The sequence below is a fragment of the Humibacillus sp. DSM 29435 genome (genome assembly GCF_001758225.1).
GTDB lineage: Bacteria > Actinomycetota > Actinomycetes > Actinomycetales > Dermatophilaceae > DSM-29435.
The window spans coordinates 68,408-79,976 of the sequence record NZ_MAST01000034.1 but is presented as its reverse complement, the minus strand read 5'-3'; the positions used below and the strand labels follow the sequence as shown (position 1 = coordinate 79,976).

General features: G+C 70.3%; 9 protein-coding genes. 6 read left to right on the top strand and 3 right to left on the bottom strand.

The window, feature by feature from the left end; all coding sequences use genetic code 11:
* Positions 1-316: 316 nt before the first annotated feature.
* Positions 317-2,692, bottom strand: coding sequence for a UvrD-helicase domain-containing protein (locus BA895_RS16630; protein WP_083283461.1), 2,376 nt, complete (start codon positions 2,690-2,692; stop codon positions 317-319).
* A gap of 50 nt (positions 2,693-2,742) precedes the next feature.
* Here BA895_RS16630 and BA895_RS16625 point away from each other — a divergent pair, with 50 nt between their 5' ends.
* From BA895_RS16625 to BA895_RS16615, 3 genes are all read left to right on the top strand, one after another.
* The gene (locus BA895_RS16625; RefSeq protein ID WP_070193002.1) at positions 2,743-3,393 is read left to right on the top strand and encodes a GNAT family N-acetyltransferase; all 651 of its coding nucleotides are present in this window, start codon (positions 2,743-2,745) and stop codon (positions 3,391-3,393) included.
* Positions 3,394-3,534: 141 nt separating this feature from the next.
* Positions 3,535-4,821: a phosphoribosylamine--glycine ligase gene (gene purD, locus BA895_RS16620; RefSeq protein WP_070193196.1), complete on the top strand. Its 1,287-nt coding sequence runs from the start codon at positions 3,535-3,537 to the stop codon at positions 4,819-4,821.
* Positions 4,818-5,720 carry a phosphoribosylaminoimidazolesuccinocarboxamide synthase gene (locus BA895_RS16615; protein ID WP_070193001.1) on the top strand — a complete coding sequence of 301 codons (903 nt, stop codon included), beginning with the start codon at positions 4,818-4,820 and terminating at the stop codon, positions 5,718-5,720. Before purD ends, BA895_RS16615 begins: the two co-directional genes overlap by 4 nt.
* A gap of 123 nt (positions 5,721-5,843) precedes the next feature.
* Here BA895_RS16615 and BA895_RS16610 read toward each other — a convergent pair whose 3' ends face one another.
* Positions 5,844-6,395 carry an AAA family ATPase gene (locus tag BA895_RS16610; RefSeq protein WP_070193000.1) on the bottom strand — a complete coding sequence of 184 codons (552 nt, stop codon included), beginning with the start codon at positions 6,393-6,395 and terminating at the stop codon, positions 5,844-5,846.
* A gap of 73 nt (positions 6,396-6,468) precedes the next feature.
* The gene (gene eno / locus BA895_RS16605; protein WP_070192999.1) at positions 6,469-7,734 is read right to left on the bottom strand and encodes a phosphopyruvate hydratase; all 1,266 of its coding nucleotides are present in this window, start codon (positions 7,732-7,734) and stop codon (positions 6,469-6,471) included.
* Positions 7,735-8,061: 327 nt separating this feature from the next.
* On the opposite strand from eno, the gene purS reads away from it, so the two are divergent.
* From purS to purL, 3 genes are read left to right on the top strand one after another with little or no spacing between them, the layout of a single operon-like run.
* Entirely contained in the window at positions 8,062-8,364 is a 303-nt protein-coding gene (gene purS, locus BA895_RS16600; RefSeq protein ID WP_070192998.1) for a phosphoribosylformylglycinamidine synthase subunit PurS, read from the top strand.
* A complete protein-coding gene (gene purQ, locus BA895_RS16595) occupies positions 8,361-9,056 on the top strand; it encodes a phosphoribosylformylglycinamidine synthase subunit PurQ (RefSeq protein ID WP_070192997.1) in 696 nt (231 codons plus the stop codon). Before purS ends, purQ begins: the two co-directional genes overlap by 4 nt.
* The gene (gene purL / locus BA895_RS16590; RefSeq protein ID WP_083283460.1) at positions 9,053-11,392 is read left to right on the top strand and encodes a phosphoribosylformylglycinamidine synthase subunit PurL; all 2,340 of its coding nucleotides are present in this window, start codon (positions 9,053-9,055) and stop codon (positions 11,390-11,392) included. The genes purQ and purL overlap by 4 nt, the downstream gene beginning before the upstream one ends.
* Positions 11,393-11,569 lie beyond the last annotated feature (177 nt).

The window sequence follows — 11,569 nt, the reverse complement described above, 5'->3', positions numbered from 1 at the left end:
GGCGAGGTGTAGGGGGGATGCACCTCGTCCCCCGCCCGGAGCGAGTCCACTGCGGGGGGGCGGGACTGCGCCGAACGTCGACGTGGTCTCGGGGGGAGAGACCGGCGGGGAGGGTGTTCATACGCTCACCATCGACGTTGTATACATCATCCACCGAGGTCTCTGTCGCGTCGACCGTTCGCAGATTACTTGAACAACTCTTTACCTTCGGCGCTCTCAAAGTTCAGCCACAGGTCAGTTCAAGCCCCCGAAGTGCCTCACAGACAGCGTCGTCGGTCAGGCAGCGGCGGAGAAACTCCGGTCAGGTGGCCGCGAATCAGGAAAGTATCGTCATTCTGTGAGCGGCTCGGGTCAAAACCACATAAAGCACGCGAATGCCTCCGGGAGACTCCCGAGTGATCTCTGCGGGGTCGATGACCACGGTCGCGTCGTACTCCAGACCCTTGGTCGACATCGGGTCGACGACGTGCACCCGGCCGCCCTCCGAACCGTCGAGACTGGCGAGCCGGCCGGCGTACAGGTGGGGGGTGACGACCGCGATCGAACCGTCGACCTGGCCCAGCAGAGCGCCGACGGCCGCGCGAACCGACGACAGCGGATCCGGCCCCAGCGGCCCCTCGACGGGGTCGATCCCGGTCTCTCGCACTGCGTCGGGGATGTCGGCGTCGGGCACCTCACGGCGCACGACCGACGCCGCGTAGTCGAAGATCTCGCGGGCGTTGCGATAGTTGGTCTGCATGTGGAAGGCCTGGCGTGCCTGGGTGCCGAAGGCCTCGTCACGGGCCGCGCCCGCCTCGACCACATCGGGCCAGGAGGCTTGGGCGGCATCGCCCACGACCGTCCACGACGCATGGCGGCCTCGGCGCCCTACCATGCGCCACTGCATGGGGGAGAGGTCCTGGGCCTCGTCGACCAGCACGTGCGCGTAGTCGTCGGGTCGGCCGATGCGTCCGGCCAGCAGCCGCTCGCGGGGGTCGAGCGGCCCAGCCGCAGCACGCTCGGACCGTTGTGGCCCCGACACGGGCTGCACCTCGGTGACACCGTAGGAGGTGAGGTCGTCGAGCTCCTCGATCTCATAGAAGCCACGCTCCTCCTGTTCCGCATCCTGGACCGGCCCGACGCGGGCCGCCAGGTCGTCGACCAGGGCGACGTCGGCGACCGACCAGGTTCCGGTGTCGAGAGCCACCGCGAAGGAGGCCGCCATGGCTCGCACGTCTTCGGGTGACATCCGCCCTCGGGCGTGTCGGTGCACCACCTCGGGGTCGGCCAGCCACAGCAGCACCTCGCGGGGGTCGACCTGCGGCCACCACGCCCGCATGAAGGCCTCGACGTCGCGGTGGTCCTCCCACTTGTCGATGAACTCGACCTTGGCGTCGCGGTCTCCGGCCGAGCCGAAACTGCTGACCGCAGCCCAGGCCGCCTCGCCGAGGGCCGCTCGTGCGGCCGGCATGGCCTGGTTGCGCTGGTGCTGACGCAGCACCTGGGCGCGCACCCGGTCGAGCGCCCGGGAGTCGAGACGCACCGCCCGCCCGGTGACCATGGCCCGGAACTCGCTCGGGCCGTCGGGCACGCGTCCGCGTGAGGCCGCGCTGAGCAGGTCGCGAACGCGGGTCGAGCCCTTGAGCCGCGCGACCGCGGGTGGGTCGAAGCGTTCGGCGTGCATGGCGTCCACCACGTCGCCGAGTGCGCGCAGGGTCACGCTCTCCTCGCCGAGCGAGGGCAGCACCCGCTCGATGTAGGCGGTGTAGGCCCCCGACGGGCCGAGCACGAGGATCCCGCCCGACTCGAAACGGCGCCGGTCGGAGTACAGCAGGAAGGCGGCCCGGTGCAGGGCCACGACGGTCTTGCCGGTGCCGGGGCCGCCGGTGATCTCGGTGATGCCGCGGGCGCTGGCCCGGATCGCCTGGTCCTGATGCGCCTGGATGGTGGCGACGATGTCGCGCATGCGGGCCCCGCGGCTGCGGGTGAGGGCCGCCATGAGGGCGCCGTCGCCGACGATCACGAGGTCGTCGGGGGCCTCGGGCACCATCAGGTCGTCCTCGACACCGATCACGACGGCGCCCTTGCTACGCAGCACGCGTCGGCGCAGCACGCCCATCGGCTGCGTGGGGGTGGCCTGGTAGAACGGGGCGGCCGCGGGGGCCCGCCAGTCGATGACGAGCGGCTCGTAGTCGTCGTCGCGCACCCCGAGGCGGCCGATGTAGCGCACCTCTCGGGCGTCGGTGCTGGGCTCGTCTGCCTCGGCAGCGCCGGCCTCGGAGGGGCTGTGACCACCGTGGACGCTGTCGTTGGCGCGGCCGTGGGCCGAGGCCGTCGACTCGGCGGCGCCGGGTGCGTGCGGGTGCGCCGGCATCCTGTGGTCGATGTCGAGGCGACCGAACACGAGCCCCTCGTACTGCGTGTCGAGCGCGCTGCGCCGCTTGGCGGCATGGAACATCAAGGCGTCTCGCTCGAAGAGCCCAGCCGCCTCCTCGTAGCCCACCTCGCCCGACTTGACGATGCGACCGCGGGCGAGACCCTCCGCCTGCACCACGTCGGCCCGCAGGCCGGCCTTCTCGAGCTCACGGTGCACCCGGTCGACGTGCTCCTGCTCGAGGGCGATCTGGTCTGCGACGACGTCAGGCTGGCCACCCGGTGCGGGGATCTCGGAGCCCAGCGGACGGGTCACGGCGTTCGAAGAGCTCACTGACATCCAAAACGATCGAGGGGTGGCGCGGGAACCATCGAGTCTAGTCTCACTTCATGCCTGTTCCTGACTGCGTCCCGCCGACTGGAGCGCCACTCATCGGACGCACCGTTCGCCTCGACCGGATGAGCCATTCGGATGCCGCTGGGCTGCTTGCCGTCTACGCCGACCCGCGCTGCTACGCGGAGGGGTACCGGATGTCGGAGCCGCACCGGTCGATAGCCGACACCGAAGCGTTCGTGGCGAGCTCTGTCGCGGCCGCGAGTTCCGGCCGCACGGCCTACACGGTTCGTCTGGTCGCCGACTCCGCGCTCGGGGCGGCCGGCACCGTCGTCGGGTCGACCTCGCTCGGTGACGTCGATGTGGTTCGTCAGCACGTGCATCTCGGCTGGACGATGTACGGCTCACGCTGGTGGGGCACCGCGGTCAACCCGGAGACGAAGCTGCTGCTGCTCGCCCACGCCTTCGGGTCGTGCGGGTTCGGGCGCGTCAAGATCCAGACCGACGTGGTCAACGCCCGGTCGCGGGCGGCCATCCTCAAGCTGGGGGCCAGCCTCGAGGGCGTGACCCGCCGCGACAGCCGTCGCGCCGACGGGTCGTGGCGTGACTCGGCCGTGCACTCGATCCTGGTCGACGAGTGGCCGATGGTGCGCTCCCGCCTGCTGGCCCGGCTGTCGGATGCCGGCGACGCCGACCGGGGTCAGTGACGCTCGGTGGGCTCACCGGCGCCGCAGCGCTGCAGCGCCGGTCACCCCTGGCCCGACCGCTGAGCGCCACCGACGCTGCTGAACTGCAGAAGGCTGGTTTGGGCGGCCCGGCTGGCCCGGTCAGCCCATAGGGTGGGCGCCGTGAAGGTTCTCGTCCTCGGTTCCGGCGCGCGTGAGCACGCGATCGTGATGGCCTTGGCAGCCGACCCCGAGGTCGACGCCGTGGTCGCGGCTCCCGGCAACCCCGGCATCGACGCGACGGCGCTCTGTGTGCCGATCGACATTCTCGACGGTGAGGCCGTGGTGCTCCTGGCCCGCCACCACCAGGTCGACCTCGTGGTCGTCGGCCCTGAGGCGCCGCTCGTCGCCGGGGTCGCCGACGCCTGCCGCGCGGCGGGGGTGGCCGTGCTCGGCCCATCGGCTGCTGCGGCGCAGCTCGAGGGCAGCAAGTCGTTCGCCAAGGAGGTCATGGCCTCGGCCGACGTGCCGACCGCCCTCGCTCACGTCTGCACGAGCCTCGATGAGGTCGAAGCAGCGCTCGACGCGCTGGGCGCCCCCCACGTCGTCAAGGACGACGGCCTCGCCGCCGGCAAGGGGGTCGTGGTCACCGACTCCCGCGACGAGGCGCTCGCCCACGCCGACCGTTGTCTGGCCAAGCCGGGAGGGCGGCTGGTGGTCGAGGAGTTTCTCGACGGGCCGGAGGTGTCGGTCTTCTGCCTCTCCGACGGCGAGACCGTGGTCGCACTCTCGCCGGCTCAGGACTTCAAACGGGTCGGCGATGACGACCGCGGACCCAACACCGGCGGCATGGGTGCCTACTCACCTCTCGAGTGGGCCCCCGCCGGCCTCGCCGACGAGGTGGTGGCCCGCATCGCCCAGCCGACGGTCGATGAGATGCGCCGACGCGGCATCCCCTTCGTGGGGGTGCTCTACGTCGGGCTCGCTCTGACGCGACGCGGCCCGAGGGTCATCGAGTTCAACGTGCGGTTCGGTGACCCCGACGGGCAGGCCTGTCTCGCGCGGCTCGAGTCGCCGTTCGGCCAGCTGCTGCTGGCCACCGCGACGGCCGGCTTGGCGGCCTTCGGGCCGCTGCGCTGGTCTGCAGACCGAGCCGTCGTGGTGGTCGTCGCCTCGCAGGGCTATCCCGACGCACCCCGAACGGGCGACCCCGTCACCGGGCTCGACGCGGCGGCTGAGGTGCCGAACGTCGTCGTGCTGCACGCCGGCACGAGGCGTGACGACGGCGGCTCACTCGTCTCGTCGGGCGGGCGCGTGCTCGACGTGGTCGCCGTCGGCAGCACGCTCGCCAAGGCGCGGAAGACGGCCTATCGGGCGGTCGCGCTGATCGACCTGCCGGGCTCGCACCATCGCAGTGACATCGCCAGCCGCGCCGAGCGGGGCGAGATCGTCGTGGAAGGACTGTCATGACCGCCGCACAGCTGCCGGGCTACGAGCACCTCTACTCGGGCAAGGTGCGCGACCTGTACGCGCCCCTCGGCCCCACGGGTCGACCCGTCGACGATCGCCTCCTGCTCGTGGCCTCCGACCGCATCTCGGCCTACGACTGGGTGCTCGACACCCCCATCCCCGACAAGGGCGTCGTGCTCACGCGGCTGTCGCTGTGGTGGTTCGACCAGCTTGCCGACCTGGTGCCCAACCACGTCGTGTCGACCGACGTGCCGGATGCCGTGTCGGGGCGGGCGGTGCTGGTGCGGCGTCTCGAGATGCTCAAGGTCGAGGCGGTTGCCCGGGCCTACCTGACCGGGGGAGGTCTCGAGGAGTACGTCGAGAAGGGCACCGTGAGCGGCATCCCCCTGCCCGAGGGTCTGACCGACGGGTCTCGCCTGGCGGAGCCGATCTTCACGCCGTCGACGAAGGCCCCCCTCGGCGAGCACGACCAGCCGATGACGCCTGAGCAGGTCGACGCCGAGATCGGTGCTGACCTCGCCGCCGAGGTGTCCGAGCTCACCTGCGCCATTCTCGCGCGCGGCAACGAGCTCGCGGCCGAGCGCGGCATCCTCATCGCCGACACCAAGGTGGAGTTCGGCCTGGGCCCGGGCGACCGCGACGCCCGTGGTGGGCTGGTGCTCGCCGACGAGGTGTTGACGCCCGACTCGTCACGCTTCTGGCCGGCTGCGGCCTGGCGGCCGGGTCGCGTGCAGCCCTCGTACGACAAGCAGTTCGTGCGCAACTGGTTGACCTCGCCTGAGTCGGGCTGGTCGCGCTCGAGCGGGGAGGCGCCACCGCCGTTGCCGGAGCAGGTCGTGGCCGAGACCCGGGCGAAGTATGTCGAGGTCTTCGAGCTGTTCACCGGTGAGACCTTCTGACCCGTTTGCCCCACGGCGATGGGCCCCGTACCCACCAACATCGCGTACGCAACTGGCCACTCGACCGGGCCACCCAGTCGAGTGGCCACTTTCGTACGCGCGGCAGGCCGCTGTCGTAACGGGTCAGCCGGCGACAGGGGCCAGCAGGGCGCGCACCTGGCTGGCCACCCGGCCGACGTCGACGGGGCCGGAGGTGTCGACGGTCACGAGCTCACCCACGCCCATCGGCGTGTCGAACTCGGCGAGTATCTCGCCAGTGAGCGCGGTGACCACGTGCGTCCGTGAGTCGCGCCTGCCGGTCGTCGCCCGCAGGGCGTACCGCTCGGCGGCCAGACCGGGCGGGCACTGGCAGTAGACCTCGATGATGGGCCGGTCCAATGCGAGCAGCTGCTCACGCTCGATGTTGCTGCGCGGGCGGAAGTTGGCCTCGAGCATCACCGGCACGGGCTGGCCGGCGAGCGCCCACATGACCTCCATGGCGGCCCTTCCGACAGTTCGTGACCAGGTGAGCGGGTCAGGACCACCCGGCGAGGGTTGGGGGAGGGCCGCGGTCAGACGCTCCTTGATGACGTCCTTGGCGATCAGCGGCAGGCCGAGCTGTCGGCTGAGCGGCCCTGCCAGGGTGGTCTTTCCGGACCCTGGTGCGCCGGACACCAACACGACAGCGGGTCTCATCTCACCGGTCCGCCGAATCCGCGATGGTGGTCACACGTCGCCCCCATGCAGCACTGCCCGGGCACGACGTCGGTCAGGGTCGGCCGAAGGGGAGGTCGGGCCGGGCCACTGCGATCTCGATGAGCCGGTTGTACTTGGCGACCCGCTCGCCGCGCGCCGGGGCCCCGGTCTTGATCTGCCCGCATCCGGTGGCGACCGCAAGGTCGGCAATGAAGGTGTCGGGAGTCTCGCCCGACCGGTGGGAGACCATCTGGGCGTACCCGGCGCGATGGCAGACGGCCATCGCCTCCAGGGTTTCGCTGACGGTGCCGATCTGGTTGAGCTTGATCAGGGCGGCGTTGGCTATCCCGTCGGAGATGGCCTCGGCGATGATCGCCGGGTTGGTGCAGAAGTTGTCGTCGCCCACGAGCTGGATCTGGTCGCCGAGGCGAGCGGTCAGCTGCTGCCAGCCGGAGTGGTCGCTCTCGCCGAGACCGTCCTCGATGCTCCAGATCGGGTAGGCGGCCACCATGGCGGCGTACCGCTCGACCAGGTCGGTGCTGGACAAAGACTGGCCGGCCACCCGGTAGGTGCCGTCGTGCTGGCGGAACTCCGACGCGGCCGGGTCCAGGGCGATGGCCACGCCGGTGGTGCCGGGCGTGTACCCGGCGTCTTCGATGGCGGCCACGATCATGGCCAGCACGTCCTCGGGCTCGGTGAGGTCGGGGGCGAAGCCACCTTCGTCGCCCAGGCCGGTGGCGTGGCCGCCGGCGACGAGCCGTTTCCGCAGCGCGGCGTAGACCTCGGCGCCCGAGCGCACCGCCTCGGCCATCGAGGGTGCCCCGAGCGGGCAGACCATGAACTCCTGGAAGTCCAGCGGGTTCGGGGCGTGGACGCCGCCGTTGAGGACGTTGAAACACGGCACCGGCAACCGGGCCGGCTGCCCGAACCCCGGGAGCCAGGCGTGCAACGGTTGGCCGTCGGCCGCGGCGAGCGCGCGGGCCAGGGCCATCGAGACGCCGACGATCGCGTTCGCGCCGAGGCGCGCCTTGTTCGGGGTGCCGTCGAGCGCCTGCATCGCTTCGTCGGCCTCGACGAGTGAGTCCAAGGACCGACCGAGCAGGTGCTGGGCGATCTCACCGTTGACGTTGCCCACGGCTTTGGACACCCCGGCGCCACTGAACCGGGCCGGGTCGCCGTCTCGCAGCTCGACCGCCTCCCGGGTGCCGGTCGAGGCCCCAGACGGGACTCCCGCGCTCACCTTAGGGCCGCCCGCCAGCTCGACCGTGACCGACAGCGTCGGCCTCGACCTCGAGTCAAGGATCTCCAAGGCAGACAACGACGCGATCTCGAAGGACATCTGGCACCTCCTGGTGGCGGTACGTTCTTGTGCCACCACCTTACGCAGCGACGGTGGAATCGATCCCGACGCGTCGGCATCGTGGCCGGCGGTATCGCGAAGCCCTCAACCGGCTCGGGCGGTGACCCCTGGTGTTCGTGCTCTCCATCGAAGAGCTCCTGCACGGCTCGAACGGTCGGTAGAGCCGTTCTGAGCCCACCGGCATCCGGGCGAAGTTGACCAGCAGGCTGATGAGGCCGGATAGACTGCGACCGTCTTGACCAGGGCATAGGCCAGGGCATCTGACCGATAAACGAGCACCACGCGGCAGCCAGGAGCACAGCACTGATGGGAAGCATCGTCGTCGACGTCATGCTCAAGCCAGAGATCCTCGACCCGCAGGGCCAGGCCGTCGGAGGGGCACTGCCCAGGCTCGGCCTGCACGGGTTCACCGACGTTCGGCAAGGCAAACGCTTCGTGCTGACAGTTGATGGCGAGGTCACCGACGCACACCTGTCCGCCGCCCGTGAGGCGGCCGAGACCCTGCTCAGCAACCCGGTCATCGAGGACGTCGTATCGGTGCACACCCTGGATGCCGCCCACGACACCGAAGGCACCGAGCGCGCAGACGGCCAGGGCGACGCGCAGTGAAGGTCGGGGTTGTCACCTTCCCCGGCTCGCTCGATGACCGAGACGCCCTGCGCGCGGTTCGTCAGTGCGGCGGCGAGGCGGTCTCGTTGTGGCACGGCGATGCCGACCTGCACGGCGTCGATGCCGTCATCCTCCCCGGGGGCTTCTCGTACGGCGACTACCTGCGGGCCGGAGCGATTGCCCGCTTCGCCCCAGTCATGGACGTGCTTGTTCCCGCGGCCCGGGGCGGGCTGCCGGTGCTCGGTATCTGCAACGGGTTCCAGGTGCTCGCCGAGAGCCAGCTGCTGCCGGGAGCCCTGGTGCGCAACGACCACCGCAAGTTCAACTGTGTCGACCAGCGTCTCGTCGTCGAGAACGCCGCCACGGCCTGGACCTCCGACTTCGCCCCCGGGCAGCAGATCACCATCGTGCTCAAGAACGGCGAGGGTGCTTTCGTGGCCGACGAGAACACCCTTGACCGTCTGGAGGGCGAGGGCCGAGTGGCCTTCCGTTACGTCACCGACGCCGATGGGCGCGGGCCCAACGGGTCGTACCGCAACATCGCCGGCATCACCAACGAGCGAGGCAACGTCGTCGGCCTGATGCCGCACCCCGAGCACGCGGTCGAGACGGGCTACGGCCCGAGCCTCGACGGGCGGGGCTTCTTCACCTCGATCCTCACGACGACCCTCGAGAGCGCAGCGAACGCATGAGCGACACCCAGACGCACACTCAGAGCGACGCGATCGAGGGGGTTGTCAGTGAAGCCGGGGCCGAAGTGCCGGCCGGCCTCGACACCGTCGAAAACGCCGTCGCCACCCCCGACGTCGACCAGCCGTGGGCCGAGCTCGGCCTGAAGAGCGACGAGTACGCGACCATCCGCGAGATCATCGGGCGTCGGCCGACCATCGCCGAGCTTGCCATGTACTCCGTGATGTGGAGCGAGCACTGCTCGTACAAGTCGAGCAAGGTGCACTTCGCGCTGTGGGCCGAGAACACCACCGACGAGATGCGCGAGAAGCTGTTGGTCGGCATCGGCGAGAACGCCGGCGTCGTTGACATCGGTGACGGTTGGGCCGTCACCTTCAAGGTCGAGTCGCACAACCACCCCAGCTACGTCGAGCCCTACCAGGGCGCCGCCACCGGCGTGGGCGGCATCGTGCGCGACATCATGTCGATGGGGGCTCGACCCATCGCGGTCATGGACTCCCTGCGGTTCGGCAACCTCTACCACCCCGACACCCAGCGTGTGCTGCCCGGCGTGGTCGCCGGCGTCGGCGGCTACGGTAACTGCCTCGGCCTGCCCAACATCGGCGGTGAGGTCGTGTTCGACAACTGCTACCAAGGCAATCCGCTCGTCAACGCCCTGTGCGTCGGTGCGATGCGCATCGAGGACATCCACCTCGCCAAGGCGTCGGGGGCCGGCAACAAGGTGATCCTCTTCGGTGCGAAGACGGGTGGCGACGGTATCGGCGGCGTCTCCGTGCTCGCGTCCGAGACGTTCAGTGCCGGCGGGCCGACCAAACGACCAGCGGTGCAGGTGGGCGACCCGTTCGCCGAGAAGGTGCTCATCGAGTGCTGCCTCGACCTGTATGCCGCTCACGTCGTCGACGGCATCCAGGACCTCGGCGGTGCCGGGCTCTCCTGTGCCACCAGCGAGCTCGCCTCCAACGGCGATGGCGGCATGAAGGTCGAGCTCGACCTCGTGCCGCTGCGTGACGCGAGCCTGCAGCCGCACGAGATCCTGATGTCTGAGTCGCAGGAACGGATGATGGCGGTTGTCGAGCCGGCCAAGCTCGACGAGTTCATGGCGATCACCGACCGGTGGGACGTCGAGGCGACCGTCGTCGGCGAGGTCACCGAAGGAGACAACCTCGTCATCACCTGGCACGGAGACGTCATCGTCGACGTGCCCCCTCGCTCGGTCGCTCACGACGGCCCCACCTACCACCGCCCGCTCGAGCGCCCTGGCTATCTCGACGCGCTGGCGGCCGATGCCCCCGACACCCTGGCTCGGCCGGCCTCGGGCGACGAGATCCGGGCGCAGCTGCTGACGATGCTCGGCTCGCCGAACCTGTGCGACCGCTCGTGGGTCACCGACCAGTACGACCGCTACGTGATGGGCAACACCGCGCTGTCGCAGCCCGACGATGCCGGGGTGGTCCGGGTCGACGAGGAGACCGGGCTGGGCGTCGCCATCGCGACCGACTGCAACAGCCGCTTCGCCAAGCTCGACCCCTACGCCGGCGCGCAGCTGGCCCTCTCCGAGGCCTACCGCAACGTCGCGACGTCTGGCGCCGCCCCCCTCGCGGTCACCGACTGCCTCAACTTCGGGTCGCCAGAGGACCCCGGCGTGATGTGGCAGTTCCGCGAGGCGATCCGCGGAATCGCCGAGGGCTGCAAGGTGCTCGGTATTCCTGTCACCGGCGGCAACGTCAGCTTCTACAACCAGACCGGCGCCGCCGCGATCCACCCGACTCCGGTCATCGGGGTGCTCGGCGTGATGGCCGACGTGTCACGTCGCACCGGCTCGGGCTTTCGTACGGAGGGCTCGCACGTCTTCCTGCTCGGGACGACCCGCGACGAGCTCGGCGGCTCGGAGTGGGCGCACGTCATCCATAAACACCTGGGCGGGCAGCCGCCGAAGGTCGATCTCGCCGCCGAGCAGGCGCTCGGCGCCGTGCTGGTCGCGGCAGCGAACGCGGGCGTGCTCGAGTCGGCTCACGACCTCTCCGACGGCGGCCTGGCCATTGCCCTGGCCGAAGCGGTGATGCGCCACGGCGTCGGAGTGACCGTCGACGGGCTCGATCAGGTGGGCGAGGGGCTCGACGCCTTCGCAGCGCTCTTCTCCGAGTCAGTGGCTCGCGTGCTGGTCTCCGTTCCGGCCGGCCAGGCGGCCGCGTTCCAGGCCCTGGTGGGCGAGGTGCCGTGTGTGCGCATCGGCGCGACGGGTGGTCGCGCCCTCACGATCGCCCCCCACTTCGCGGTATCGGTCGCCGAGCTGCAGACCGCGCATCGCTTCACGTTGCCAGCCGTCTTCGACGCCTGACCCCAGTCGAGTGGCCACTTTCGTACTGGTGGGTGTGTACGAAGGTGACCACTCGACGTGGAGCCCAGTCGAGTGGCCACTTCCGTACGGGTGGGTGTGTACGAAAGTGACCACTCGACGTGGGTTGGCTGGTCGAGTGGCCAGCTGGGTGGTCCCCTCGACGGGGTGGGGAGCGCG

Bases quoted from the DNA above. Each gene is read 5' to 3' on its own strand.
- BA895_RS16625 (WP_070193002.1), top strand. From the start codon at position 2,743: ATGCCTGTTCCTGACTGCGTCCCGCCGACTGGAGCGCCACTCATCGGA.
- BA895_RS16610 (WP_070193000.1), bottom strand. From the start codon at position 6,395: ATGAGACCCGCTGTCGTGTTGGTGTCCGGCGCACCAGGGTCCGGAAAG.
- purL (WP_083283460.1), top strand. From the start codon at position 9,053: ATGAGCGACACCCAGACGCACACTCAGAGCGACGCGATCGAGGGGGTT.
- eno (WP_070192999.1), bottom strand. From the start codon at position 7,734: ATGTCCTTCGAGATCGCGTCGTTGTCTGCCTTGGAGATCCTTGACTCG.
- BA895_RS16630 (WP_083283461.1), bottom strand. From the start codon at position 2,692: ATGTCAGTGAGCTCTTCGAACGCCGTGACCCGTCCGCTGGGCTCCGAG.
- BA895_RS16615 (WP_070193001.1), top strand. From the start codon at position 4,818: ATGACCGCCGCACAGCTGCCGGGCTACGAGCACCTCTACTCGGGCAAG.
- purS (WP_070192998.1), top strand. From the start codon at position 8,062: ATGGGAAGCATCGTCGTCGACGTCATGCTCAAGCCAGAGATCCTCGAC.